The organism is Leisingera sp. MMG026 (genome assembly GCF_021654205.1).
Classification (GTDB): domain Bacteria; phylum Pseudomonadota; class Alphaproteobacteria; order Rhodobacterales; family Rhodobacteraceae; genus Leisingera.
On sequence record NZ_JAKFZM010000023.1, the window covers coordinates 52053 to 79008 of the forward strand.

24 protein-coding genes are annotated in these 26956 nt (G+C 63.5%); 3 read left to right on the forward strand and 21 right to left on the reverse strand.

Going from position 1 to position 26956, the window contains the following annotated elements:
- Window positions 1–45 precede the first annotated feature (45 nt).
- The 12 genes from ftsZ to L1069_RS14080 all read right to left on the reverse strand — a co-directional run bounded on the left by ftsZ (window position 46) and on the right by L1069_RS14080 (window position 13832).
- A complete protein-coding gene (gene ftsZ, locus L1069_RS14025; protein WP_237456071.1) occupies window positions 46–1746 on the reverse strand; it encodes a cell division protein FtsZ in 1701 nt (566 codons plus the stop codon).
- 375 nt (window positions 1747–2121) lie between these two features.
- The gene (gene ftsA / locus L1069_RS14030; protein WP_129371466.1) at window positions 2122–3456 is read right to left on the reverse strand and encodes a cell division protein FtsA; all 1335 of its coding nucleotides are present in this window, start codon (window positions 3454–3456) and stop codon (window positions 2122–2124) included.
- A 1-nt stretch (window position 3457) separates the two neighbouring features.
- Window positions 3458–4357 (reverse strand): cell division protein FtsQ/DivIB, encoded by a 900-nt coding sequence (locus L1069_RS14035; RefSeq protein ID WP_237456072.1) that lies wholly within the window; start codon window positions 4355–4357, stop codon window positions 3458–3460.
- Window positions 4345–5265, reverse strand: a complete 921-nt coding sequence (locus tag L1069_RS14040; protein ID WP_237456073.1) for a D-alanine--D-alanine ligase — start codon at window positions 5263–5265, stop codon at window positions 4345–4347. The genes L1069_RS14035 and L1069_RS14040 overlap by 13 nt, the downstream gene beginning before the upstream one ends.
- Window positions 5266–5617: 352 nt before the next feature.
- The gene (gene murB, locus L1069_RS14045; RefSeq protein ID WP_237456074.1) at window positions 5618–6559 is read right to left on the reverse strand and encodes a UDP-N-acetylmuramate dehydrogenase; all 942 of its coding nucleotides are present in this window, start codon (window positions 6557–6559) and stop codon (window positions 5618–5620) included.
- A gap of 374 nt (window positions 6560–6933) precedes the next feature.
- Window positions 6934–7182: a DUF2484 family protein gene (locus L1069_RS14050; RefSeq protein ID WP_237456075.1), complete on the reverse strand. Its 249-nt coding sequence runs from the start codon at window positions 7180–7182 to the stop codon at window positions 6934–6936.
- A gap of 100 nt (window positions 7183–7282) precedes the next feature.
- Window positions 7283–8680, reverse strand: coding sequence for a UDP-N-acetylmuramate--L-alanine ligase (murC, locus tag L1069_RS14055; RefSeq protein WP_129371471.1), 1398 nt, complete (start codon window positions 8678–8680; stop codon window positions 7283–7285).
- A gap of 5 nt (window positions 8681–8685) precedes the next feature.
- Window positions 8686–9777: a UDP-N-acetylglucosamine--N-acetylmuramyl-(pentapeptide) pyrophosphoryl-undecaprenol N-acetylglucosamine transferase gene (locus tag L1069_RS14060; RefSeq protein WP_237456076.1), complete on the reverse strand. Its 1092-nt coding sequence runs from the start codon at window positions 9775–9777 to the stop codon at window positions 8686–8688.
- 24 nt (window positions 9778–9801) lie between these two features.
- On the reverse strand, window positions 9802–10968 hold the full coding sequence (gene ftsW / locus L1069_RS14065; RefSeq protein ID WP_129371473.1) for a putative lipid II flippase FtsW: 1167 nt from the start codon (window positions 10966–10968) through the stop codon (window positions 9802–9804).
- Window positions 10969–11562: 594 nt separating this feature from the next.
- Window positions 11563–12735, reverse strand: coding sequence for an aminoacetone oxidase family FAD-binding enzyme (locus tag L1069_RS14070; protein WP_237456078.1), 1173 nt, complete (start codon window positions 12733–12735; stop codon window positions 11563–11565).
- A 134-nt stretch (window positions 12736–12869) separates the two neighbouring features.
- Window positions 12870–13073 (reverse strand): hypothetical protein, encoded by a 204-nt coding sequence (locus tag L1069_RS14075; RefSeq protein ID WP_237456087.1) that lies wholly within the window; start codon window positions 13071–13073, stop codon window positions 12870–12872.
- A gap of 483 nt (window positions 13074–13556) precedes the next feature.
- Window positions 13557–13832 (reverse strand): transposase, encoded by a 276-nt coding sequence (locus L1069_RS14080; RefSeq protein ID WP_343328059.1) that lies wholly within the window; start codon window positions 13830–13832, stop codon window positions 13557–13559.
- Window positions 13833–13855: 23 nt separating this feature from the next.
- Between L1069_RS14080 and L1069_RS14085 the strand changes: the two genes are divergently transcribed.
- Window positions 13856–14149 carry a putative quinol monooxygenase gene (locus tag L1069_RS14085; protein ID WP_237456080.1) on the forward strand — a complete coding sequence of 98 codons (294 nt, stop codon included), beginning with the start codon at window positions 13856–13858 and terminating at the stop codon, window positions 14147–14149.
- A 5-nt stretch (window positions 14150–14154) separates the two neighbouring features.
- Complete coding sequence (locus L1069_RS14090; RefSeq protein WP_237456081.1) at window positions 14155–14604, forward strand: MarR family transcriptional regulator; 450 nt, start codon at window positions 14155–14157, stop codon at window positions 14602–14604.
- Window positions 14605–14645: 41 nt separating this feature from the next.
- Here the strand turns inward: L1069_RS14090 and murD are convergent, their stop codons facing one another.
- From murD to L1069_RS14135, 9 genes are all read right to left on the reverse strand, one after another.
- Entirely contained in the window at window positions 14646–16043 is a 1398-nt protein-coding gene (gene murD, locus L1069_RS14095; protein WP_237456082.1) for a UDP-N-acetylmuramoyl-L-alanine--D-glutamate ligase, read from the reverse strand.
- A 482-nt stretch (window positions 16044–16525) separates the two neighbouring features.
- Window positions 16526–17608, reverse strand: a complete 1083-nt coding sequence (gene mraY, locus L1069_RS14100; protein WP_129371481.1) for a phospho-N-acetylmuramoyl-pentapeptide-transferase — start codon at window positions 17606–17608, stop codon at window positions 16526–16528.
- 21 nt (window positions 17609–17629) lie between these two features.
- The gene (gene murF, locus L1069_RS14105) at window positions 17630–19030 is read right to left on the reverse strand and encodes a UDP-N-acetylmuramoyl-tripeptide--D-alanyl-D-alanine ligase (RefSeq protein WP_237456083.1); all 1401 of its coding nucleotides are present in this window, start codon (window positions 19028–19030) and stop codon (window positions 17630–17632) included.
- Window positions 19027–20514 (reverse strand): UDP-N-acetylmuramoyl-L-alanyl-D-glutamate--2,6-diaminopimelate ligase, encoded by a 1488-nt coding sequence (locus tag L1069_RS14110; RefSeq protein ID WP_237456084.1) that lies wholly within the window; start codon window positions 20512–20514, stop codon window positions 19027–19029. The genes murF and L1069_RS14110 overlap by 4 nt, the downstream gene beginning before the upstream one ends.
- A gap of 19 nt (window positions 20515–20533) precedes the next feature.
- On the reverse strand, window positions 20534–22318 hold the full coding sequence (locus L1069_RS14115) for a penicillin-binding protein 2 (RefSeq protein ID WP_237456085.1): 1785 nt from the start codon (window positions 22316–22318) through the stop codon (window positions 20534–20536).
- Window positions 22315–22665 (reverse strand): cell division protein FtsL, encoded by a 351-nt coding sequence (locus L1069_RS14120; RefSeq protein ID WP_129371485.1) that lies wholly within the window; start codon window positions 22663–22665, stop codon window positions 22315–22317. Before L1069_RS14120 ends, L1069_RS14115 begins: the two co-directional genes overlap by 4 nt.
- Window positions 22662–23654, reverse strand: coding sequence for a 16S rRNA (cytosine(1402)-N(4))-methyltransferase RsmH (gene rsmH / locus L1069_RS14125; protein WP_129371486.1), 993 nt, complete (start codon window positions 23652–23654; stop codon window positions 22662–22664). The genes L1069_RS14120 and rsmH overlap by 4 nt, the downstream gene beginning before the upstream one ends.
- A gap of 3 nt (window positions 23655–23657) precedes the next feature.
- Window positions 23658–24161 carry a division/cell wall cluster transcriptional repressor MraZ gene (gene mraZ / locus L1069_RS14130; RefSeq protein ID WP_129371487.1) on the reverse strand — a complete coding sequence of 168 codons (504 nt, stop codon included), beginning with the start codon at window positions 24159–24161 and terminating at the stop codon, window positions 23658–23660.
- A gap of 839 nt (window positions 24162–25000) precedes the next feature.
- The gene (locus tag L1069_RS14135; protein WP_237456086.1) at window positions 25001–26065 is read right to left on the reverse strand and encodes an Mrp/NBP35 family ATP-binding protein; all 1065 of its coding nucleotides are present in this window, start codon (window positions 26063–26065) and stop codon (window positions 25001–25003) included.
- A 363-nt stretch (window positions 26066–26428) separates the two neighbouring features.
- Between L1069_RS14135 and L1069_RS14140 the strand changes: the two genes are divergently transcribed.
- Window positions 26429–26638, forward strand: coding sequence for a DUF1127 domain-containing protein (locus L1069_RS14140; RefSeq protein WP_129371489.1), 210 nt, complete (start codon window positions 26429–26431; stop codon window positions 26636–26638).
- Window positions 26639–26956: the final 318 nt, after the last annotated feature.

A 26956-nucleotide genomic window follows, 5' to 3' on the forward strand; every position in this document is an offset into this window, starting at 1 on the left:
AAAAAGCCGCCCGAAGGCGGCTTTTTAAAACTGTTTTGTGATCCGTCAGTTTGCCTGGCGGCGCAGGAAAGCGGGGATTTCGATGCGTTCCTGGTCCGGGTCATGCTGCTGCGTCTGCACCGGCTGCTGCTGGGCTGCGGCGGCCGGGGCCTGCATGGCCGGCTGCTGGCGTGCGGCCTGCGGCGGTTGTTTGCCTGCCGGAGCATCGGCTGTGCCGGTCATCCGGTGGATCAGCGAATTCAGCCCGAAGCGGCGCTGCCCGTCGGGCTGCTGCTGTGCATTCTGCTGCTGTTGCTGCTGCGGTGCCGGCGCGGCAGGGGCCGCAGCAGCACGCGGCTGCTGGACCCGCTGCGCTGCCGCCTGCAGGCGCTCCAGCGCTTGCGGCGACGGGGTGCCCGGAGCGGGTGCCCGCGGCGCCACAAAAGCATCGGGCTGCGGCTCGGGTGTTGTTGCCTGCGGGCGGAACTCCGGAACCTGCGGCTGATAGGCCGGCGGCGGCAGACCGTCATTGTCCACCAGTTCCGGCTCCTCAAAGATGTCTTCAGCCTGCTCCTGCGCGGCGGCCTGCTGCGCGTTCATCTCTTCGAACAGCGAAGGCTCTTCCAACTGCGCGGCAGCTTCGGGCTGAACAGGCTCCGGGGCCGGGGCGGCCGCAGCGGCGGGCTGGGCAACCGGGGTTTCCAGCTCCAGCGGCGCCGGACGGGTGTCTTCGACACTGACGGTCTGGCGCAGCGGTGCCGACATCGGACGGCGCGGCACCGGCATTTCGGTGTTCACATCCACAGCGTCGATTCCGGTGGCAACAACGGAGACCCGCATCTTGCCTTCCATACCGGTATCCAGGGTCGAGCCGACGATGATGTTGGCGTCCGGGTCCACTTCCTCGCGGATGCGGTTGGCGGCTTCATCCAGTTCAAACAGGGTCAAATCATGCGAGCCGGTGATGTTGATCAGCACGCCGCGCGCACCGCGCAGGCTGATTTCGTCCAGCAGCGGGTTGGCAATCGCCTTTTCGGCGGCCTGGACCGCGCGGTCCTCGCCCTCGCCTTCGCCGGTGCCCATCATCGCCTTGCCCATCTCGTCCATCACCGCGCGCACGTCGGCAAAGTCGAGGTTGATCAGGCCCGGGCGCACCATCAGGTCAGTCACGCCTTTGACGCCCTGATACAGCACATCATCCGCCATCGAGAACGCTTCGGTGAAGGTGGTCTTCTCATTGGCCAGACGGAACAGGTTCTGGTTCGGAATGATGATCAGCGTATCGACAACCTTTTGCAGGCTTTCGACACCCGCCTCAGCCTGGCGCATCCGCTTTAGACCCTCGAACTGGAACGGCTTGGTGACAACTCCGACTGTCAGCACGCCCAATTCGCGCGCGGCCTGTGCGATGATCGGCGCCGCGCCAGTGCCGGTGCCGCCGCCCATGCCGGCAGTGATAAAGCACATATGCGCGCCGGCCAGATGGTCGACGATCTGCTCAATGCTTTCCTCAGCCGCAGCCGAGCCCACCTGCGGACGGGCGCCTGCGCCCAGGCCTTCGGTGACCTTTACACCCAGCTGGATGCGGCTCTTGGCCGAGGCCTGCTGCAGCGCCTGCGCGTCGGTGTTGGCCACGACGAATTCAACGCCGTCCAACTCCTTGGCAATCATGTTGTTGACGGCGTTGCCGCCGGCCCCGCCGACACCAAATACCGTGATCTTCGGCTTTAACTCTTCTTGCCCGGGCATCGAAAGATTCAACGTCATGCTCATACCGCCTGTGTTACCCGCCCTTCCCGCAAAGGGCTTTTTCCTGTGCTATTCACCATAATCCTACCGCGCAGAGGGAGTTTCGTCATCCCAAAAAGCACAATGTGCCACAAAATACGGCCTCATTCTGAGGTCTAAACCGCGGTATTTCGCCGTCCCTAGCAGATATGGGGGATTCAACACAAGCCACACACAACACAGCTGTCGCATCCGCAAAATCACTTCTGCAGAAGACATCTTTCCTGATACGTGGCTGGCCACTGCCCGGCCTGCTGAATCGCCGCGTTTGCCGCGGACGTTAAGAACAACCTAACGGGTCCTGCCGGCGCTGTCACGCCCTCTTTGACCCGTCAGGCAGAATTGAAAAGCGGCTTACCAGTTGTCCCGGAACCAGCGCACGGCACGGCCCAAAGTGCCCGCCGGATGGCGGCTGGCGGGCATCTCGAAGTCCCACCATTCGTCCTGCGGATGCGCCGCAAACAGGCACAGACCCACGGCTGAGGCAAAGCCCGGACCGGTCGCCGATTGCGGCAGGCCGTGAACGCGCAAGGGCCGCCCCAGACGCACCTGCTGGCCCAGGATACGGCTGGCCAGCCCGTCCAGCCCCATGATCTGGCTGGAGCCGCCGGTCAGCACGATCTGCTGGCTGGGGAGGTATTCGAAACCCGCCGCATCCAGCCGTGCCCGCACCTCTTCCAGGATTTCTTCGACGCGGGGCCGCATGATGCCGATCAGCTCGGCCCGGCTGACAGTGCGCCGGTCATGCTCCCAATCGCCGGTATCACCGCCGATGTCGATCATATCACGGTCGTCGGCACCGGTGGCATGCACCCCGCCGCAAAAGGTCTTGATCCGCTCCGCGTTGGTCAGCGGCACCCCCAGCCCCATCGAAATATCGCTGGTGATGTGATCGCCGCCCAGACGCACCGCATCGGCATAGATCATATGTTTCTTCATAAAGACCGAGATCGAGGTTGAGCCGCCGCCCATATCGATACAGGCCGCTCCCAGCTCCTGCTCGTCCTCGACCAGCGCCGAAAACCCCGAGGCATAAGCCGAGGAGGCAATCCCCGCCAGCTCCAGATCGCAGCGCTGGATGCAGCGCACCAGGTTTTGCACCGCGATGGCATCCACCGTCAGCATATGCATGTCGACCGCCAGCGTCTGCCCCATCTGACCGCGCGGATCCCCCAGGCCGGACCGGTTATCCAGCGCAAAGTTCACCGGCTGCGCATGTATCACCTCGCGGCCCGCGCCGTATTCCGGCACCTCGCAGGACGCCAGCACCTGCGCCACCTCATGCTCCGAGACCACCTGACCTTCAAGATCCAGCTTGGCATCCAGCCCGTATGAGCGCGGATTGGCGCCCGAGAAACAGGCGATCACGTGGTCAACCCGCACTTCTGCCATCTTCTGCGCCGCCTGCACTGCGGTTCGGATGGCGCGTTCGGTTTCCTGCATGGCATTGATTTCGCCGAACTGGACCCCGCGCGACCGCGTGGTCGCCGCCCCGATCACCCGGAACCCCGACTGCCCGGCCAGCGCACCGATGGACCCGTCCTCGCTTAAGCGGCCGGTGCCGTCAAAGCGCAGCACCAGGCAAGCGATTTTAGAGCTGCCCACATCCAGAATGGCCACCACGCCGCGCTGCATCGCCTGGCGCCGCATCTGCCGCATCGCCCGCTGCGATTGATAGAGATCTGTCATGCTACTGCCCGCCCCCATTCAGCTGCCGGATCCGCCACCAGTTTTCCACTGAGTTTTCGGTCATACGCACGGTCGGGCGCCCAGCCAGGCGCATATCCACCGCTGCCACATCGCGTTCCAGCAAATCCTGCACTTCACTTACCGCCAGCACCCGCTCCAGCGCCCGCACCGGCTGCTCTGCCGGCAGCATGATACGCTGCTTGCGGTCGAGCACCACGTCCCAGCGCCGCTCGCCCACCCGGACCAGTCCGCGCAGCCGCGGCCCCAGCGGCTTGGCCGCCACAAACAGCTGCAGCGCCTGTGACGCGTGTTGCCCGGCCCCCTTGCCCGCGATCAGCGGCAGGTCCGGGTGCAGGTTGCGGCGGCCCAGCTCGGCCACGTGAATGCCGTTCTCATCCAGCAGCGCCAGCCCCTCGCGGCTGCGCCAGATCAGCGCCGGCGTGCGCTCCTCGACGTCCACCTGCAGGATGCCGCCCGGGCGGATCCGCACGCTTGCAGTCTTGACCGGGTCCAGTCCGGTGATCACATCGCGGATCTGCTCCAGATCCAGATCAAAGGAGCTGACGGGAAAATCTGCCGGCACCACCACGCGGATGTCCTGTGCCACGCTGGGGCCCGCCCCGTCCACCGCCATCACATTGACCATAAACTCGGGCCGCTCCTCGATTGCGGCGCGGGCATCGCTGACCAGCCCCTGCAGCGCGGCCCGACGGCTCTCATCCGCAAGATAGGCGCTGCCGGCTGCAAAAATCAGGCAGAACGGTACCCCGACGCGCAGGCCGAACCGGATACCCGGCGTCAGCATCCAGCGCTGCAGCCGGTACTTCAGCCGCGACGGCGCCGGATCCGCCCGTCCCTCGCCGCCGCTGCTGCGGCGCAAGCGCCCCTTCAGCGGTTGCATGAGGCATCCTCCACCATCCAGGCGCAGAGTTCGCCGAATGTCATGCCCAGATGTGCTGCCTGCTCCGGCACCAGCGAGGTGGGCGTCATTCCGGGCTGGGTGTTGGTCTCCAACAGGATCAGCCCGCCGGCGCCGCACGCCTCATCCCAGCGGAAATCGGTGCGGCTCACGCCGCGGCAGCCCAGCACCTCATGCGCCTTCAGCGCATATTCCAGGCACAGGTCATGGATTTCCCGCGGCAGGTCGGCGGGCAGCACATGGCGCGATCCGCCCGGCTTGTATTTGGCGTCGTAATCATACCAGCCGTCGGTTAGAATGTCGGTCACGGTCAGCGCCTTGTCCCCCACCACGGTGGTGGTCAGCTCGCGGCCCGGCGCGTAGGTTTCAACCATCACTTCGGCAGGCATCTGCTCCGACAGCTGCGGCGGGCCGTTGGCGGCCTCATGCACGATATAGATGCCGACGCTGGAGCCTTCATTGTTGGGCTTCACCACATAAGGCGGCGCCATCACGTGGCCCGCCATCACGTCGGCCTTGGCAAACAGCCCGCTTTCGACGACCGGCAGGCCGGCGGCGCGGTACACTTCCTTGGAGCGCTGCTTGTCCATTGCCAGCGCCGAGGCCAGCACCCCGGAATGGGTATAGGGCAGCCCCAGCCATTCCAGCACGCCCTGCACGCAGCCGTCCTCGCCCCAGCGCCCGTGCAACGCGTTGAACACCACATCCGGTTTGATATCCGCCAGACGCGCGTGCAGGTCCCGGCCTGCATCAATCTCAATGACCTCGAACCCCTCACCGCGCAAAGCAACCGTGCATTCACGGCCGCTGGACAGCGATACGTCGCGTTCGGCTGACGGGCCACCCATCAGCACCGCGACTTTCGGGAGTGTCCTGCTCGACTTACTCACCACGAAGCGCCTCAATACATGCGGGGCTTTGCGCCCCTGTTTCTGGGAGCCTGGAACAGGCCCGCATTATGTCTTTGCGCCGGTTAGGTCCGGCTGTTTTTTGCGGGGCAGCCTGCCCCGGATTCTGCCGGGCATCCGCCCCGGATACTACCCGGCATCCGCCCCTTGGCATCGGCATAGCATTGCCGCCTCTTCGGCACCCTACCGCCGAAAATCTTACCGGGGCGTTAATGATGCCTTTACCACGTTTAACAATTCCCGCTGCCCGCGCCCTTCCGGAGCTTTATTGCCACCTCTAGCTGCGACAAGCGAAGCCTTTGTCAACACTCAAGTTTTCCAGCTATTCGGCCAGTTATTCGGCCAGCGGATCACCAATCCGCATGATCTCCCATTCTAGCGTGATGCCGGAATCTTCGTAAACCTTTTTCCGCACATCTTCGCCCAGACCTTCCAAATCTGCGGCAGTTGCGCCACCCGTGTTGATAAGGAAGTTGGAATGTTTCCCGCTCATCTGCGCACCGCCGCGCCTTGCGCCGCGCATGCCGGCGTTGTCGATCACCTTCCAGGCCTTCAGGTCATGCACGTCATCCGCACGGCCCGTGGATGAAAACCCCGCCGGATTGCGGAAGGTAGAGCCGGCCGAACGGTCGCGGGTCGGCTGGCTCTCATCGCGCTTTTGCAGCTGCGCCTCCATCCGGGCATGCAGGTCCTCTGGATCGCCTTTGGGACCGCGCAGGGTAGCATAGACCAGCACCGCGCCCTCCGGGAAAGCGGTCTGGCGGTACTGGAAATCCAGCTCCTGCGCAGTGATCTCGCGGATCTCGCCCTCGCGGGTCACGATGGTGGCCGACACAAACACATCCGCAGTATAGCTGCCGTAACAGCCCGCGTTCATCCGCACCGCGCCGCCGATCGAACCGGGGATTGTGCGCAGGAAGGTCAGGTCAACACCTGCATCCGCCGCACGTTTTGCTACATGGGCATCCAGCGCCGCCGCACCGGCGGTGACGGTATCCCCGTCAACCGAAATTCCATTAAAGCCGCGGCCCAGACGGATCACCACCGCGCGCATGCCGCCATCGCGCACAATCAGGTTCGACCCCACCCCCATAGGGAACACTGGCACCGCCGGATCCAGCCGGCGCAGGAATTCTGCCAGATCGTCTATATCCGCAGGCTGGAACAGATGGTCCGCCGGACCGCCAACCCGCAGCCAGGTCAGCTCCGCCAGCGGTTTCTGCCAGGAAAGCCGCCCGCGAACCGCCGGAAGGATGATTTCAGTTTGCTCCGCCATCGTTTTTGCCGCCCCAGCTTCCAGCCAATAAACGCGCACAGTCCGTATACAAGATGGCCATCGAAATAAAGGGTGAACGCGGCGCCATGGTCATGATTTTCGTGAAACCGGTCCGGAGACAGCCAGATCAGCATAAGCCCCCAAAGCAACACCAATGCTTGCGCCAGCCGGTACCACTTGAACCGGGCCAGATAATAGAAGCCAATCAGCCAAACGGCGCCAAAGGCCATCCAAATTGCAATTACAGCGGTCACTACCAACCTCCACGTCCGGCAACACGCGTACCGAAGCAACAGCAGGAAACATAAACAATCTCCCGTAGGTAGCACTTGCTGTGAAAACAATCCGTAAACGCGCAGTGATTTCCTGCCCGGTCAGCGGCTCAGCGAGCGTTTGACCCAACGCCCCAGATAGATCACCGGCCAGCGCAGCACCGACATGCCCGCCAGCAGCACCGCCAGCCCCCACCAGGGGCCGTTTTCATATGTGACATAGCCAAGCAACGGAATGCCCAGCGCAATCAGCACATAGGCGCGCCGCCAATGATTGTCCCGGCTCGGAATCATCGCCAGCACATTGGCCGCCAGCGCCCAGATGGCGGCAAGGATCAGCGACACACTCATGCCCGGCCTCCCCGTCCCGCCTTTTCCTCTTGCCAAAAATATCCCGGGGGGCGCCGCCGCAGGCGGCGGGGGGCAGAGCCCCCGGCTGCACCTGCAACACTCATTTGCCCAGCCGTTCCGGCAGGCCGTTGGCCCAGGTGCTGATCGTACCCGCCCCCAGGCAGACAACCATGTCGCCGGGCCGCGCCTGTTCGCGCACCAGGCGCTCCAGATCTTCTTCGTTGAGGATGGCGCGGGCGTGGCGGTGGCCGTGGCGGATCAGCCCGGCAACCAGATCATCGCGGCCGGCACCCTCGATCGGGTCTTCGCCTGCTGCGAACACCTCGGCAATCGCCACCACATCCGCCTCGTTGAAACAGGCGCAGAAATCGTCGAACAGGTTCGACAGGCGCGAATAGCGGTGCGGCTGATGCACTGCGATCACCCGGCCCTCGCTGGCCTGGCGCGCCGCCTTCAGCACCGCGGCGATCTCCACCGGGTGATGGCCGTAGTCGTCGATGATGGTGACGCCGTTCACCTCGCCCACCTTGGTGAAACGCCGGTTCACACCGCCAAAGGCCGCCAGGGCCTCACGGATCTCGGAACTGTTCATGCCCAGATGCCGTGCCACCGCCACGGCAGACAGCGCGTTGGAGACATTGTGGTCCCCCGGCATCGGCAGAGTGCAGCCCTCGATCACCCGGTCTTCGGCCTGCAGATGCACGTCAAAATGCGCCACACCGCCCTTGTAGGTCAGGTTCTCGGCCCGCACATCGGCCTGGGCGTTGAAACCATAGGTCACAACCCGGCGGTCGGAAATCCGCCCGATCAGCGCCTGCACCTCGGGATGGTCAGTGCAGCAAACGGCGATACCGTAGAACGGAATGTTTGAGACAAATTCCAGGAACCCGTCGCGCAAGGTGTCAAAGTCGCCCCAATGCTCCATATGCTCGGGGTCGATATTGGTCACCACGGCGATGGTCGCAGGCAGCCGGTTGAACGAGCCGTCGCTCTCGTCCGCCTCGACCACCATCCATTCGCCCTGCCCCATCCGCGCGTTGGAGCCATAGGCGTGAATGATGCCGCCGTTGACGATGGTCGGGTCAAAGCCGCCGGCCACCATCAGTTCGGCCATCATAGTGGTGGTGGTGGTCTTGCCGTGAGTGCCGGCAATGGCGATGTTGGATTTGAGCCGCATCAGCTCCGCCAGCATATCGGCGCGGCGCACCACCGGCAGGCCGCGCAGGCGAGCCTCGTCCAGCTCCGGATTGCCCGGCTTGATGGCGGAAGAGATCACCACAACCGCGGCGTTCTCCAGATTTTCCGCCTTCTGGCCCACAAACACCCGCGCGCCCAGCTCTTCCAGCCGGCCGGTGATCTTGGAGGATTTCAGGTCCGACCCCTGCACCATATAGCCAAGGTTCAGCAGCACCTCGGCGATGCCCGACATGCCGATGCCGCCGATCCCCACAAAATGGATCGGGCCGACGTCTCCGGGCAGTTTGGTTGCAGGGTTCATGATAGTTATCCTTCTTCGGCCAGCTGCTCGACCAGTGCCGCCAATCGTTCGGTGGCATCGGGAACCCCGGCGCTCAGTGCGGCTGCCGACATTTGCGTGGCAGCCCGCGGGTTACTCAGAATTGCGCCCATATGCTCTGCCAGCACCGGGATATCAAGAGCGCTTTCCGGGATCACCACCGTGGCATTGGCGTCAACCAGCCCACGGGCATTGGCGCTTTGGTGGTCGCCCGCCGCAGCGGCAAAGGGGATCAGGACCGAGGGCCGCCCGATAATCGAGATATCCGCCACCGACGAGGCGCCCGAGCGCGAGATCACCAGCTGCGCCTCTGACATCCGCGCAGGCACGTCGGTAAAGAAGGTCTGCACATCGGCGTTGATGCCGTGTTCGGCATAGAACGCATTGACCCGGTCCAAATCCTCTGCCCGCGCCTGATGCGACACCCGCAGATAGCGGCGGATTTGATCCGGCAGCGCAGCCACAGCCCCGGGCACCACGTCGGACAGGATCCGCGCACCCTGGCTGCCGCCCATCACCAAGAGCGACATCGGATAGTCGCCCGGCGGAATATAGGCAGCCCCTGCCCGTTCCATTACCGCGCTGCGCACCGGGTTGCCAACGTGCTCATGCGCAACACCTTCGGGCAACGCGGTTGGCCAGGTGCCGCAGGCAACCCCCGCAACCCGCTTGGCAAAGATCTGGTTCACCCGGCCCAGCACACCGTTCTGTTCATGGATCATCCGCGGCAGCTTCAGCAGCGTTGCCGCCCCCAAGGCCGGGATCGACGGGTAGCCGCCAAAACCGATGACGGCATCGGGGCGTTCGCGGCGCAGCTGCATCATCATCGACAGAACGCCGCTCGCAATCTTCGGACCCGCCAGCGCCTTGGCCAGCAGCCCGCCGCGGGCAAAGGTGGCCGAGGACACTTGCGAAATCTCAACCGCGCTTGGAAACGACGCGGTGTAACGCGCGCCCCGCGCGTCGGTCGACAGTTTCACCCGCCAGCCGCGCGCCAGCATCATCTCGGCCAGCGCCTGTGCCGGAAACATATGGCCGCCGGTTCCGCCAGCGGCCATCAAAAGCAATTTCTGTGCCATCCCAGGGGGTCTCTTTCACATCTCTCAGCGGCCGCGGCCGTTCAGGTAATCCGCAATCCCGCCCTGCGGACGCGTGCGGGTAAAGGCCAAGAGCATACCGACCGCAATCCCGGTGGCAATCAGCGAGGATCCGCCATAGCTGACAAACGGCAAAGTCATGCCTTTCGCGGGCAAGAGCCGCACCGCAACCCCCATGTTGATCATCGCCTGGACGCCGAACATGCAGACCAGCCCGGTGCCTGCGAGACGGATGAATATATCGCGCTCGCGCATCAGCCGGAACAGCGAACGCACCACGATCGAGGCGTAAAGCACGATCAGAACCGCCACCAGCACCAGCCCGTACTCCTCGGCTGCAACGGCAACGATGAAATCGGTATGGGCATCGGGCAGCGACCATTTCACCTGCCCCTCGCCAACGCCGACACCAAAAAGACCGCCCTCGCGGATCGCATTGGTGGCATAACCCAGCTGGGTGGTGGGATCGACATCAGGGTTCAAAAACCCATCAATGCGGCGGGCAAAATGCTCCGAGCTGTTATAGGCAAAGACACCGCCCATCACCACCACGGCGGCCATGCACACCAGCAGCAGCATCGGCGCCCCGGCCACAAAATACATCACCCCCCAGCCGAACAGGATCAGGCTGGCCTGGCCGAAATCCGGCTGCAAAACCAGCATCATAACTACCATCATGCACAGCGCGAAGGACATCAGCGTGCCGGGTGGCCCATTGATCTGCTGGCTGGCGGCAATCATCCAGGCCGCAACCACGATAAAGCCGGGCTTCAGGAACTCCGACGGCTGCAGGGAGGCAAAGCCCAATGAGTACCAGCGCACAGCCCCCTTGCCAAAATCGGTGCCGAAAATCGGCAGGAACGCCAAGGCGACAAAGGCCAGGGCAAAGCCCAGCACCGCCAGCCGCCGCACCAGCGTCGGCGACATCACGGATGTCACCAGCATCGCCGTCAGCGCCGTCAGGCCAAAAACCGCCTGCCGCTGCACATAGTGGAAATTGCCGAACCCGTTGCGCTCCGCCAGCGGCACCGAGGCCGCCAGCCCCAGCAGCAATCCGATCACGAACAGCATCAGGATGCAGGACATTGTCCATTTATCCAGCGTCCGCCACCATTTCGGAAGAATCGGCTCACCTGCCTGCACGGGAACCGCGCCATAGACCATCTCAGTCATGGGAATACCGCCACTATATGCCTCGTTCCGCCCCATTTTTCGGGGTCTCCCAGAAACTGTAACGAAACGTGAGCCGCGGCGCCAGAAAAAGAACACAGTTCGGCGGAAAACCACCGCCCCGCCGACCGCCCATCTTGACAGGCAGGAAGCTGCCAGCGGATGCCGACGTTCCGCGGGAACCCGCCGTCTGAACAATACTGTTGCCAGGCAGAAAGCCATTCAAGAGCCGGAAAATCACGGCTTTGCTCCGGCCAGCGGTCCGGCACGGGCTGCAGCCGCGGCAAATGTCCGGAAGGTCCCGCGCTGCGCATGAGTTCGTGCCCGACGCAGCAAAAGCTGACCTGTCTTAGATCGGCTGCGGGTGCCCGATCCAGTGAACTGGCAGTCTACGCCCATGCACGATGCCGCTCAGCAGTATGGGCGCCTGTGGCTGGCATGCGCGCGGAACCGGGAATAGTTTCGCAGTTTTCAACTTCGGGTTTGTGCTGTTGGCTGAGGTAATCTCACCTTGGTTGACAGAGGGTTTTGCCATGACCATTCAGCACCCTGCACCAGCGAAACCGCGTTGCGGCCGCATGACCGCGGTTACAGCATTCAGCCCTCACGCCGCTCAGCAATCGCTGTTCCCGCTGCCCAGCCCGAAGACCACGCCCATTGAAAATTATAGCCGCCAAGCCAGCCGGTGACATCGACAGCCTCGCCGATGACATAAAGACCGGGCAAGTTCTTCGCTTCCATTGTGCGCGAGGACAGCGCCTCGGTGGAAATTCCTCCGACCGTCACCTCTGCCTTCGCAAAACCCTCGGTGCCAGTGGGGTGGAATGTCAGCTGCGACAGGTAGCCAGCGGCACGCTCGAGGTCTGCATCGGAACTGTTTCCCAGTTCCTTTGCCAATCCGATACGCGCTGACAACACCTCGGCCAGGCGGTTTGGAAGATGCTCGCTCAATGCGGATCTCAGCCGCGTGCGGGGGGCCCGCCGCCGAGCCTCACGCAGCACCTCCAAGGCATTGTCGACAAGCGTCAGGACAACGGGTTCGCCGGGCGTCCAATAGGAGGACACCTGCAAGATAGCAGGCCCCGACAGCCCCCGGTGCGTAAACAGCCCCGCTTCGGCGAAACTGGCCGTTCCGACCCGCGCCGTGATCGGGCTGGAAACGCCGGAAATGTCCCGGAACGCCTGCGCGTCCGGACCCAGCGTCAACGGCACCAGCGCGGGTCTCGGCGGCACCACCGTCAGGCCGAAGCGTTGCGCGATCTGATAGGCGATGCCGGTAGCCCCCATCTTCGGAATCGACGGGCCGCCGGTGGCGATGACCAGTTTCGCTGCTGTCGCCCCAGCAACGCGGAAAAGCCCGTCGCCATGGCCGATCTCGCCAATCTGCGTCGAGAGGCGGATATCAACGCCGCCACGGGCACATTCTTCGAGAAGCATCGCTACAATCTGCCGGGCAGAACCGTCGCAGAAGAGCTGCCCCAAGGTCTTCTCGTGCCAGGCGATGCCGTAGCGTTCGACCAGCGCGAGGAAATCCCACTGGGTATACCGTGCGAGAGCGGACTTTGAGAAATGCGGGTTCTCGGACAAAAAACATTCCGGCCCGGTCCTCATATTGGTGAAGTTGCACCGGCCTCCACCTGAAATCAGTATCTTCTTTCCTGCCTTGTCTGCATGATCCAGCAGGAGCACACGCGCACCCGCCTGTCCGGCAATCGCGGCTGCCATCAGTCCGGCAGCACCGGCACCAAGCACAATTACGTCATATTTCATGCACGTCCTCTACGTCTCTCAGACAGAGGAGAAAAGGGACAATCGCATCATGCGCCTCGCTCCGGACACAACGGAGAAGCAGGAAATCTGCTTCCTCGACCGTGTCAGCCCTCAGGCATTCGAAAACGGACAGGTTAGTCGTCTTTCCACGCCCGCCCGTTCTTGCGGATTGGAATGGCCGGGACGGCGTCACGCATAAGGATGGCTGCGTGACAGCCGAGTGTGGCCTTGGCCAGTTCTGACTTGCCCGGAATCCGTGCCAGCTGCGCGGCCAGCCAGACCTCCAGTACAACGAGCAAAGGCTTTGACGTAAGCGGCGCCTGGAGGGCACCGGGCATTCAGCTTGACGGCTGGAAGTTCCAGGGGTGGAGCCGCCGGCCGGCTGGCAGGGTGACCTGCAGCGATGGCGTCAAGGGCGGCCTTGAAGCAGGCGAACGGCGCGACGCCGTTGATCTTTACCTTGGCGAGGAGCGACGCAATGCGGCCCCAGGCGCGGCTGCCTTCGCCGTGACCGGCAAAAAGTGCATTCTTCCTCGTCAGAGCGATCGAACGGATCAGATTCTCGCACCACAGCCCGGCAGGCAATTGCGCAGCAATCTGCCAAGAGGGGCATTGGAGCCGATCCCGATACGGCCATCGTGCAGAAAGGTCTGCAGACCGTCCTTCTGCCGGTGGATGCAGGCCGACCTTTCTCCCAGACGTGACTTTGAGGAGATCCGGCGCGCTGGCTTTGCAGCCATTCTCCAAACCCGGCGGTCAGCGGCGGGGTGCGGGAGTGCCGGGCGCCAGCTTGATCCTGACAGCGCCCGGGACGATCCGGATCACTTTTTCTGATGCGGTAAGGTCTGGTTCCGGTGGCACCTCCGGCGCATCGCAGACCCCTGCGGGGCGAAAACCGGTTCGTCCAGCTCCGCCGCTGGCAATACCAACCTCCCCTGTTTCGCCAGCCGACGCCAGGCTGTCAACTGGTTCGCTAGGCCTCCGTACCGTGCTGCCACGCCATTCACTGTCGCGCCCGGCTCAAGCGTATCCGCCACCGCAGCCCGCGCCTGAAGCCACCTTGACACTGCGCGCGGCGTCACCCATATCATTAGCATGATAACATAAATGGAGAAGCACCATGACCGCCCCCTTCCAACTGGTCGCCAGGATCACTCCGAAACCGGAACACATGCAGGATGTGCGCCAAAGCCTGCTGGATATTCTGGAACCGACCCGCGCCGAACCCGGCTGCCTGAAGTTTCTGCTGGCCGAAGGCCGCGATGGCGATTGCTTTTATCTCGACGAAGAATGGGTCAGCGACGACGCCCTGGCGGCGCATTACGCGGCGGACTACATCACGCCGGTCTTCGCCAAATACGAGGCCTGGCTTGCAGCACCGGTGGAAATCCACAAGATGACCCCGCTGGCCTGAACCTCATGTTCTTCCTCAAGGACCTGCCGTCGCAGCAGATGGTCGGCACCTACGCCAAGGCCTACGGCGCCGACCCGGACCATATCACCAGCGCGCTTTTGATGATGCGCCGCGCCAGCCTGCTGATCCGCAGCCTCGACGCCTATTTTGCACTCCACGGGCTGTCACAGCTGCGGTTCCTGGTGCTGATCGTGATCGACCGCGAACCGGACCGCACCTCGCTGGCCCCGAATGAGATCGCCCAACGGATCGACGTGTCAAAACCGGTGATGACCCGCACCCTGCAATCGCTGCAGAAAGACGGGCTGATAACCCTTTCGAACAACCCATCCGACGGGCGCTCCAAAGCAGCCGCGCTGACACCCGGCGGCCATCAGCGGCTGCAAGACGCCCTTCCCGGCTATTTCAAACTCCTGTCAGAGGAGATGGCCAAGCCGTCCACTGCCAACAGCTGACCCTCAAGGATTTTCCGCTTAGGTGAGACCTGAAGCCCCCATTACCCCAGCCGCGCCCTCACTTCGGCGATGAAATCCTCACCGCGCTGTTCGAAATTGTCATACTGATCGAAACTCGCCGCAGCCGGCGCCAGCAGCACGGTGTCACCATCCTGCGAGTCCTGAATGGCCCGCTCCACTGCCGCCGCCATAGTGGTGCAGACTTCTGCCTGCACATCCAGCTGCAGCGCAAATCCCGCCGCCTCGCGGCCGATGACATAGGCTTTCACCACATTGCCAGCCCGCCCTTTCAAGGCCTCCAGCCCGCCATCCTTCTCCAACCCGCCGCAGATCCAGCGGATGTTCTTGAACGCACTCAGCGCCTTTGCCGCGCTGTCCACGTTGGTTGCCTTGCTGTCATTCACAAACCGCACACCACCGGCCTCAGTGACAGTCTGGCTGCGGTGCGGCAGGCCGGGGAATGTCGCCATGGCATCGCCGATCAGCCGCGGCGCCAGCCCCAGGGTGCGCGCCGCCGCATAGGCCGCGCAGGCGTTCTGGTGGTTGTGCGCACCCGGCAGCCCGGTCATTTCCCGCAGATCAATCGAGGCCGCCTGCCGCCCCTTGCGGTATTCCGACAGGAACCCCTTGCGGGCAAAAACCTGCCAGCCCGCCCCCGTAAGCTTGCGCGCGGCAGAGACCCGGATCACCCGGTCATCGCCTGCCCCTTCCGACAGCTGACCCGCCAGAAACAGCCCCTCATCCTCGTCGATGCCAATCACCGCGCGGTCCGGCCCGCCCTCGGCAAACAGCCGCCGCTTGGCGGCGAAGTATCCGCCCATGCCGCCATGCCGGTCCAGATGGTCCGGACTGAGATTGGTGAACACCGCCACATCCGGCGTCAGCGCCCGGGCCAGCTCGGTCTGATAGCTCGACAGCTCCAGCACCACCACGCCGCCATTGCCGGGCGCGTCGATATCCAGCACACCGCGGCCGATATTGCCCGCCAGCTGGCTCTCCCGGCCCGCCTCCTGCAGGATGTGATGCAGCAGCGCCACCGTGGTTGATTTGCCGTTTGACCCCGTTACCGCCACCACCCGCGGCGGCTGATCATGCATCTGCCATTCGGCATCCGCAAACGAGCGGAAGAACAGGCCGATGTCATTGTCCACTGGCACCCCTGCCTCCATCGCCGCACGGATCACCGGGTTCGGCTTGGGGTAAAGATGCGGAATGCCGGGCGAGGTGATCAAGGCCGCAACCCCGTCAAAGGCACCGGATTTATGCAGGTCGCAGCAGGCAAAGCCTTCCGCCTCCGCCGTCTCCCGCGCGTTTGGATTGTCATCCCAGCAGACCGCCTCCGCCCCGCCTGCCCGCAAGGCACGCGCCGTCGCCAGCCCCGAACGGCCCAGCCCCAGCACCGCCACCTTGGCGCCCTCATATCCTTTGACCGGGATCATTGCCTGCCCTCATCTTGATGAATTTGCTTCCGCGGCACATTGCACAGGTGCAAGCCGGGCTTCAAGCGCTGCCCCTGCACAGGCAGCAGGCATGGGCCGCAGGCCCGTGCCACGCCCAACAATTGGCAGGCAGGCAAAGCCTGCCGAAATTGGCGGGAGCATCCCCCCGTTGCGCATCCACCGTACGCTGCCCGCACCGCATCTTCACTCGGCCGGGCTACCCTCTACCCCGTTGCAACAACAAGACCAGGAGACCGGCCCCCTCAAACCACCTCTTCATCGGGTTCAGGGCGGATCCCCAAGAAGCCGCTAGACGAACATGGCCCCCGACAAAGGACATCCGGTGCTCCGCCCCCCTTGGTGGCGCCGCCTTCTAATAAAAGAAAAACCGCGCCAAGCCTGAAGCCCCGCGCGGTTCACATAATAATGGAAAGCTTCACCACCCGCCGCAAACCCCGGCGCGGCGGGTAAAACCGCGCACCTCAGCGCACTTTCAGCGTCGCCAGCCCGATCATCGCCAGGATCAGCGAGATGATCCAGAAGCGGATCACGATCTGCGGCTCGGCCCAGCCCTTCTTTTCATAGTGGTGATGGATCGGCGCCATCAGGAACACCCGGCGCCCGGTGCGCTTGAAGTAAAGTACCTGAATGATCACCGACAGCGCCTCGACCACAAACAACCCGCCGACGATGGCCAGCACCAGCTCGTGCTTGGTGGCAACCGCAATGGCCCCCAGCGCACCGCCCAGGGCCAGCGAGCCGGTATCGCCCATGAACACAGCCGCCGGCGGCGCATTGTACCACAGGAAGCCCAGGCCTGCGCCAAACAGCGCCGCGCTGAAAATCAGGATCTCGCCGGTGCCGGGCACGTAATGCACGTCCAGATATTCGGTAAAGTCGACCCGCCCCACCGCATAGGCAATGACACCCAGGGTGCCGGCCGCAATCATCACCGGCATGATCGCAAGGCCATCCAGCCCATCGGTGAGGTTCACCGCATTGGCGGCGCCGACAATGACACAGATCGAAAACGGCACATAGAACAGGCCAAGATTGATCAGCGTGTCCTTGAACACCGGCAGCGCCAGCTGGTTCTGCAACGCCTCCGGGTGGAACCGCGCCGCCAGAACCGAACACAGGGCCGCAATCGCAATCCCCAAGGCCAGCCGCAGCTTGCCCGAAACACCTGCCGTGGTCTGTTTTGAAACCTTGGCATAATCATCAGCAAAGCCGATAAGCGCAAAGGCCAGCGTGACCAGCAGCACCATCCAGACAAAGGGGTTATCCAGCCGCGCCCACAACAGCGTCGACGACAGCAGCGCGCCGACAATCAGCAGCCCGCCCATCGTTGGTGTGCCCGCCTTGGAAAAATGCCCCTCCGGCCCGTCATCGCGGATCGGCTGGCCCTTGCCCTGCTTGCGGCGCAGCACGTTGATCAGCGGCTTGCCGAACAAAAAGCCAAAGATCAGCGCGGTCATAAAGGCGCCGCCAGCGCGGAATGTAATATAGCGGAAGAGGTTGAAAAAATCCCCTCCGTCCGACAACGCGGTCAGCCAATAGAGCATCTGGGCCCTTCCCTCGTTCTTTTATACGTTTTCTTGTGTGGGGGTGGATTGGCCCATTTCGCGGATGCCGTCAACGATCTTGGCCAGCCCCATGCTGTTGGATCCTTTTGCCAGCACAATGTCGCCGCCTTTGATGGCGGCTTTCAAACCTGGCAGGGCTTCAGCACTGGTTTCATGCCAGCCGCCGCGTTTTGCCTCTGGCAGAGCCGCATAAAGCGACTTCATCAACGGCCCAACGCAATGGATTTTCTCAATGCCCGCAACGGCCTGCAGCGCAGCCAGCCCGGCATGCAGGTCCTTTTCCTGCACCCCCAGCTCTCCCATATCGCCAAGATAGGCAATCCGGCGTCCCGCGCCGGGTGTTGCCGCCAGCACCGCCAGCGCCGCCGCCATCGAGGTCGGGTTGGCGTTGTAGCTGTCATCCAGCAAAGTAACCTCGCCGCTGTCCAGCCGGATGGTTTCCCGCACGCCGCGGCCCTTGACCGGCGACCACAGCGCCAGGCTTTCAACAGCTTTCGCCACATCCGCACCCAGCGCCTCGACACAGGCCAGCGCGCCCAGAGCATTCATCGCAAAATGTGCGCCAAGGGATTGGATATGCATCTCAAACTCGCCGCCCCCCGCCGTGGCGCGGGCAACAAGCCCGTCGCCTTTATTGTCAGCTGACAACAATTGGTAATCCCCGGCGCTTTCGCCGAACCAGCGGGCAGTGATACCCAGATCTTCCGCTGCGCCGCGCAGCACATGGGCCTCGGCAATATCCGCGTTCAGCACCGCAACACCGCCTGGCTCCAGCCCCGGCATGATCGAGGCCTTCTCACGGGCGATGCCCTCAACGTTCTCAAACGCCTCCAGATGCACCGCGGCCACCGTTGTCACCATCGCCACATGCGGGCGGGCTTGCCTGGCCAAAGGCGCGATCTCACCCGGATGGTTCATACCGATCTCAATCACCGCAAATTCAGTATCACGCGGCATCCGCGCCAGCGTCAGCGGCACGCCCCAGTGGTTGTTATAGCTGGCAACAGCAGCATGGGTGCGGCCCTGATCCGACAGCATTCGCGCCAGCATTTCCTTGGTCGAGGTCTTGCCGACCGAACCGGTCACCGCAACAACCTTGGCCCTGGTGCGGGCACGGGACGCCCGGCCAAGGGCCTCAAGCCCCGCCTGCACGTCGTCCACGATCAGCAGCGGCGCATCGGCGGGAACCCCTTTTGGAATGCGCGAGACCAACGCAGCGCCCGCCCCATTTGCCAAAGCCTGCGCCACGAAATCATGACCGTCACGCGCGGCCTTCAAGGCCACGAACATATCACCTGCCTCGATGGTGCGGGTGTCAATCGACAGGCCGGAGGCTGCCCAATCGCCCTGCGCCTGCCCGCCGGTGGCGGCAGCGGCCTCGGTTGCGGTCCAAAGCGTCATGCCAGCCTCCCGTCCAGTGCGGCTGCAGCAATGCTGGCCTGCTCCACATCGTCAAACGGCAGAACCTGATCGCCCACGGTCTGGCCGGTCTCATGCCCCTTGCCGCAGACAATCAGCGCATCGCCCGCCTGCAGCATGTCGGCGCCGCGCAGGATCGCCTCGGCGCGGTCGCCGACCTCGATGCAATCCGGCGCGCCGCCCTTGACGGCGGCACGGATCACCGCCGGGTCCTCGCTGCGGGGGTTGTCATCCGTCACGATCACCACATCGGCGTTCCGATGCGCCGCCTGCCCCATCAAAGGCCGCTTGCTGGTGTCGCGGTCGCCGCCCGCCCCGACGATGGCAATCAGCCGGCCCAGCACATGCGGGCGCAACGCCTTGATGGCGCTGGCCACAGCATCGGGCGTATGGGCGTAGTCAACAAACACGGCTGAGCCATTGTCACGCGACGCCGCCAGTTGCATCCGCCCCCGGACAGTGGTCAGATGCGGCAGGGTTTCAAACACCCGCTCCGGATCCTCGCCGCCGGCAATCACCAGCCCGCAGGCCAAGAGCACGTTTTCCGCCTGAAAGCCGCCAATCAGGTTCAGCCGCACCTGATACGGCTTATCATGCCAGGAGAACCGCACATCCTGGCCGGTGCCGTCATAGCGCAGCCCCATCAGGTTCAGATCGCCAAGCCCGCGGCCCACGGAAATCACCTCCTGCCCGCGGGCAGCGGCCACCGCGCGCATCTCAGCGCCGCGGGGGTCGTTCAGGTTGATGACGGCGACGCCTTCGTCCGGCAGCACCCGGCGGAACAGGCCCGCCTTGGCGTTGAAATAGGCTTCAAACGTCTCGTGATAATCCAGATGGTCCTGGGTGAAATTGGTGAACCCCGCCGCCGCCAGCTGCACCCCGTCCAGACGGCGCTGGTCCAGCCCGTGCGAGGACGCCTCCATCGCCGCATGTGTCACCCCTGCGGCGGCAGCCTCAGCCAGGGCGCGGTGCAGGGTGACCGGCTCCGGCGTGGTATGGGCCAGCGGATAGCTCCAGGCGCCCTCAATTCCGGTGGTGCCCATATTGACGGCCTCATGGCCCAGCTCAGTCCAGATCTGGCGCACAAAGGTGGCTACAGAGGTCTTGCCATTGGTGCCGGTCACCGCAACCACGGTCTGCGGCTGGCCGCCGGACCACAGCGCGGCGGCATAGGCCAGCGTCTGGCGCGGATCCTCGACCACCACAAGTGCTGCGTGGCTTTCGTCCAGCAGTTTGGCGGCGATGCCCGCACCCGCTGCATCGGTCAGAATGGCGGTGGCGCCCTTATCCAGCGCAGCAGGGATGAATTTCGCGCCATGCACCTGGCTGCCCGGAAGGGCTGCAAACAGGAACCCCTCGCGCACGTCGCGGCTGTCTACCGCCAGGCCGCGGATCTGCGGGTCGGCGCCGCCCCGGGCGGTCAGCCCCAATTGGCTTAGCGGCTGGTCTGGTCTGCTGCTGCTCATGGCGGCCCTCTGCCCTGGTTCAGTTCGAGGTGAGGGTTATACCAGTCACCTCTGCGGGTTCAACTTGCGGACGCAGGCCCAACAGCGGCGCGACCCGGCCGATCATCTCGGCCGCCACCGGGGTCGCGGTCCAGCCTGCGGTGCGGCGCTCCTCGCCATGGGCAATGATAGAGGGTTCGTCCAGCGTCACGATCAGCACGTATTTCGGGTCATGTGCCGGAAAAATAGAGGCAAAAGTGGCAATTACCTTGTCATCATAATAGCCGCCCTGCGGCTTGGGCTTGTCAGCCGTGCCGGTCTTGCCGCCCACCTGATAGCCCTCGACCTCGGCAAAAGACGCGGTGCCTTCGCTGACGACCTTGCGCAACATTTTGCGCGCGGCGGCGGCGGTGCTTTCGCTCAGCACCCGTTCACCCGGCTGCGGTGCCGCCTGTTTCAGAATCGTCGGTGCCACATAACGCCCGCCATTGGCAATCGCCGCATAACCCGCCGCCAGATGCATCGGCGTGGTGGAAATGCCGTGGCCATAGGAGATGGTCATCGCCGACAGTTCGGACCAGTTGGCCGGCAGCAGCGGCTTGCCGCCCTTGGCCTCGGAAATCTCAAACGGGGTCGGCTCCAGCATGCCCAGCGTATCAAGGAAGCTTTTCTGCCGCTCCACCCCGATTTGCTGCGCCAGCCGTGCGGTGCCGATGTTGGAGGATTTGACGATGATCTTGGTCACCGACAACTCGTTGCCGTAGTTGCGGAAATCGCGGATCGCAAAGCGGCCCCAGCGCAACGGGCCGCGGGTGTCGATCACCGTGTCGGCGCCAACCAGCCCCAGCTCCATCGCTTGTGCTGCAGTGAAGATCTTGAAGGTGGAGCCAAGCTCGTACACCCCCTGCACCGCGCGGTTGAACAGCGGGCTGACCGACGGATCAAAGCCCGAGGCCGGCGGGCGCGGACGGTCGTTGGGATCGAAATCCGGGAAGGACACAACCGAGATCACCTCTCCGGTATGGGCATCCATCAGGATCGAAGTTGCGCCTTTGGCGTTCATCAGCTTCATGCCGCCATACAACACCTGCTCGGCTGCGGCCTGCACGGTGAGGTCCAGCGACAGTTGCAGCGGCTTGCCCGCATTGGCCGGGTTGCGCAGGTAGCTGTCGAACTGGCGTTCAACGCCTGCCACACCGATCACTTCGGCGGCGTTCACGCCCTCCTTGCCGAATCCGGCACCGCCCAGCACATGGGCAGCCAGGCTGCCATTGGGGTACAGACGCATCTCGCGGGGGCCGAACATCAGGCCGGGATCGCCGATGTCATGCACTGCCTGAAGCTGCTCGGGGCTGATTTTCTTCTTTACCCACAAGAACTTGCGCTTGCCGGTAAAATCCTTGATCAGCCGCTCGCGGTCAAGGTCCGGGAAGATCTGCACCAACTGCTCTGCCGCGCCGATTGGATCAATCATCTGCGGCGGCTGGGCATACAGGGAATGGGTCTCGAAATTGGTGGCCAGCAGGCTGCCGTTGCGGTCAACAATGTCGGCCCGCTGCGCGGCGATGACGCTGCCGGCTACGCTGGCGACGGGCTCAGACGGCTCCGACACCGCCGTCATGCCCATGCGCGCAGTGATGGCGCCAAAGGCACAGACAAAGAACAGCCCCAGCACCAGCAGCCGCCCCTCGGCGCGCTGACGGGACTGCACCTGCATTTCCTGATGCCGCAGGCTGATGTTTTCTTCTTCGATCACATCCGGGTTTTCGCCGGTTGCGCGGGCATGAAGAACCCGCGCCAACGGGCGGAGCGGGGTGCGGATCATGGCTGGCTCCTCAGGTTCAGGCCCGAGACTTCAACACCTTCGGTGATCACCAGCTCTTCGGGTTCGGGATATGAAACCTCATCCACCCGGCCGAACTGATCAGGGCGCAGCGGCAACAGGCCAAGGCTGTCGAAATTGATATCCGCCAGCTCGCGCAGCCGCTGCGGCCGGTTGAGATAGGCCCATTCGGCGCGCAGCACGCTAAGCCGCACCTGCGCCGCACCGATCTGCCCCTGCAGGGCGCGGGTATCCTTCAGCACCTGCTGGGTGGCGTAGTTTTCGCGGTAGGCCCAGAAGGCCAGGCCAAAGACGGCCAGGCAGGTTGCGGCATACAGCAGGGTCTTCATTTGCGCGCCTCTTTCAGCTGCGGCATTCCAAGTTCCTTGGCCGAGATCGGTCCGGGTTCAGCAGCCGTGCGGCGTCCGACCCGCAGGCGGGCGGAGCGGGAACGCGGGTTTTCCGCCAGTTCCTGATCGTCGGGGCCGACGGCCTTGCGGGTGACCAGTTCGAACTGGTTGGGCGTATCTTCCTGCTCCGGCGCATAGCGATTGGCGCGGCCGGTTTTGCCCGCGCGGTGCTGAAAGAAGCGCTTGACCATCCGGTCCTCGACCGAGTGAAAGGTGACCACAGCCAGCAATCCGCCGGGTTTCAGCGCGCGCTCGGCGGCCAGCATCCCCTCGAACAGCTCGTCATATTCGGCGTTTACTGCGATGCGCAGGCCCTGAAAGCTGCGGGTCGCCGGGTGCGACTGGTTGGGCTTGGGGCGCGGCAGGCAGCTTTCAATGATCTTGGCAAGGCGCAAAGTGCTGGTGATCGGTTCAATCGTGCGTTCACGGACAATCGCCTTGGCGATGCGGCGGCTGGCGCGTTCTTCGCCGTAGTGGAACAGGATGTCAGCGATCTGCACCTCATCCAGCTCGGCAATCAGATCGGCGGCTGAAGGTCCCGACTGCGACATCCGCATGTCCAGCGGCCCGTCCCGCATAAAGGAGAAGCCGCGCTCGGCCAGGTCCAGCTGCATAGAAGAGACACCAAGGTCCAGCACCACACCATCGAGACCTTGCGCATATTCATCCATGCGGGAGAACACCCCCTGCTGCAGGATCAGGCGGTCGCCGTAATCCGCGGCCCAGGGTTTGGCCATCTCAAACGCCAGCGGGTCGCGGTCAACCCCGGTAACTTCGTCAGCGCCGGCCTCAAGCAGCCCGCGGGTATAGCCGCCCGCACCGAATGTGCCATCCAGCCAGCGGCCCGTGACCGGAGCCACGGCCTGCAGCAGCGGGCGCAGAAGGACGGGAATGTGGGGACCATTGGCAGCGTTTTGGTCCTGGGTCATAAGTCAAACGCCTCCGGCGCCATCTAGGAATTCCAGGGGATCGAAATCCTCGGGCAGGTCTTCCATCAGTTTCTCGGCTTCCGCCATTTCGACCTCTTCATAGGTCCCGGGGTTCCAGATCTGGAAGGTATCGCCGGACGCAATAAAGAAAGCTTCGCCATCCAGGCCGATCTTCTGACGCAGCTTGGCAGGCAGCACAAGGCGGCCGGTGTCATCCACGTTGGTCGGCAAGGATTGGCCGTTGAACATGCGTTCCAGGATCTTGCGCGGCTTGGAGCCGCGCGGCAGGGCGGCGATCTTGGCGTCCACCTCGTCGATGGCTTCCATTGTATAGCATTCCAGGAACGGGCGGCGGTGATCGCCGTAAACGATAACCAGTTCGGGGCTGTCGCCGGATTTCCAGTTGGGGTCGGCGGCCTCCAGCACACGGCGGAAAGAGGCCGGAATTGACACCCGCCCCTTACTGTCCACCTTGTGGTGGCTTTCGCCTCTGAACCTGCGGCCCAACTTACCGTTCCTTTTCCGCGCGTCCCTCGCGTAAATCCGATCCCCAGAATGAAAAGGGGCGGGTTGATCTGCTGCCACTGATCAACCCGCCGCCTTGGCCCGCTATGCGGGATGTCCGACTGCGCACGCCACCTGGGGGGATGTCTGCTCGCTCGCGCGCCGGATCTCTTGGTTCGATGAAAGCGAAGGCCTGTATGAAACCTGCTCTTTTAGTTTGGCTTGGGGTCGTTTGGCGCCCCGTCCCTCGTCTCATTCGATGTAATAGGGATACTATGGGAAACGATGGTCCTGCAACTGTTTTCTGCGGGAAATCATCGAACGGCTGCCAACAGCAACAGGGATTCGCAAGAGATTCGTGACCTTATTGAGGCAAAATTGCAAACTTGTTGTGCATTAATCAATCGTGAACACCATATATAGGGTCCAGTTGCACCTGCTATTTTTTTCCCATAGTTTCCCGCGATTCGACACGAAGACTCGCTTCAATCACGAATATTCCCCTTACGTTCGCATCCACCCGCAAAGAAGGCGGCGGAATACTCCGGTATCAACGCCTCAATACCGCGTGATTCGCACCTTCAAGAGAGGTGCGGGGCAATTCGGGCCATGATTTCCCATGGCGCCCATGAATTCCCGCAGGCCCCGTGAATTCCCGGCTGCCCCATATACGCCCGCCGGCTCCCTGCGGTCCGATGCGGGACCGGCTGCCGCACTGAAGCCCAAACCGGGCAGGCAATCCCATCTGCACCCGATCAAAGGGAGCAAACAGCAAAAGGCCCGCCAATCAGGCGGGCCATCCAGGACATTGCATCGGGAACGAGACAGAAGCCTGCCGGGGGTCAGGCCATGCCGCCGCCGATCAGACCCTCGGCAATCCGCGCATAGGCCTGCGCCATTGGCCCCTCGCCCGCAGCGATGGGTGTGCCGCTGTCGCCGGCCAGCCGGGTTTCCAGGTCAATCGGCAGGGCACCCAGCAGCGGCAGGCCAAGCGCCTCCGCCTCAGCCGCAACACCGCCATGGCCAAAAATGTGATGCTCGCCGCCGCAATCGGGGCAGGTGAAAAAGGACATGTTCTCGATTAGGCCCAGCACCGGGGTTTTCAGCGTCTTGAACATATCCATTGCCTTGCGTGCATCCAGCAGCGCCACATCCTGCGGGGTGGAAACCACAATGGCGCCGGTCAGCTCTGTTTTGGTGCAAAGTGTCAGCTGCACATCGCCGGTGCCGGGCGGCAGGTCGACGATCAGCACGTCAAGTTCACCCCAGCTCACCTGCCCCAGCATCTGCTGCAGTGCACCCATCAGCATCGGGCCGCGCCAGACCACCGCCTTGCCCTCCTCCAGCATAAAGCCGATCGACATCAAGGTGACGCCATGGGCGTGCAGCGGTTCGATGATCTTGCCGTCGGGGCTGGCGGGGCGGCCTGTTGCGCCCATCATCCGCGGCTGGGAGGGGCCGTAAATGTCAGCGTCCAGCAGCCCGACCTTGCGGCCCTGTCTGGCCAGCGCCACGGCAAGGTTTGACGACACAGTGGATTTCCCCACCCCGCCCTTGCCGGAAGCAATCGCCAGGATGCGCTGGACGCCCGCGGGTTTCAGCGGCCCGGCCTGCGGTTTCGGGTGGCCGCCTACCTTAAGGCTGGGCGCGGGCTGCTGCGCGGCATGGGCGGTGAGCGCGGCAGAGACAGCCTCAACCCCGTCCAGCGATAGCACCGCGGCCTCGGCAGCCTTGCGCAAAGGCTCCATCAGCTTGGCGATCTCGGGGCTGGGCGCTTCGATCACAAAGCTCACCTTGCTGCCGTCAATGCGCAAAGCGCGCAGCATGTCGCGCGACACCAGCGTGCCGCCGTCCGGCAAGGCCAGCCGCTCCAGTATTTCGCGAATCTGATCCTGAGTGACCGCCATGACTGCTCTCCTGCGTGTTGTCCGGCCCTATATATGTGTCCGCCATACGCCTTGGAACCCGTGTTGCGTGATTGCCGCGGCCCCGGCTGCGGGGCCAAGGGCCGCATCCGTCAACAGACCGCGCCGCCAGCCATGCGCGGACTGCAGCCCCGCGCATGAAAATTATACATCTGCGCAACGGCACGCTGAATTTAGTGACCCTTTACAAAGGCATACCCTAGGGTCACCCATGCAAATGCTGCATAGCAGCATTGACGACGCACAGGATTGCGACTCTGCGCAAGATCCCTAAATTACCCCTCAAGCGGCGCCGGGATGGTGCCGGACGGATACGACGATACGGTCAGACGAAGGAACAGAACGATGGCAGCAGCACAACAGATCTCCGCGGTGAACATTGCATCCCCGGTTGGCTTCCTGGATGCGCTGATGGTGAAATTCGTTCGCTACCGGCTGTACCGCAAGACCGTCAATGAACTGTCGGCGCTGACAGCACGCGATCTGGCGGATCTGGGCCTGAACCGGTCCGAAATCCAGCGCGTCGCCTATCAGGCCGCTTACGAGAACAACTAATAGAGATCAGGCCTTTTCTCCTCCTCCCTTGAAGGGCCTGGCTTTGGCGGTGGCATCCTCCTCCTCCCTGATGCCGCCGCACCTTATACCGGTTAACAGCCGGGCTTGGATCACCGGGATCTCCTCCTCCCTGAATTCCGGTGTTTGACAGAACGGCGGTGCCCCTCCTCCTCCCTGGGCACCGCCGTTTTTGCGTTCTGAACACCCGGACACCCCAACCGCAGGCCGCAAACATTTGCAGCCAGGCCTTTGCCTGTCCGTTTTGCGTAAACCGGGAAGGAAGGGGCGGCGCAGGCGCGGGGGGGGGGGGGGCGGCCC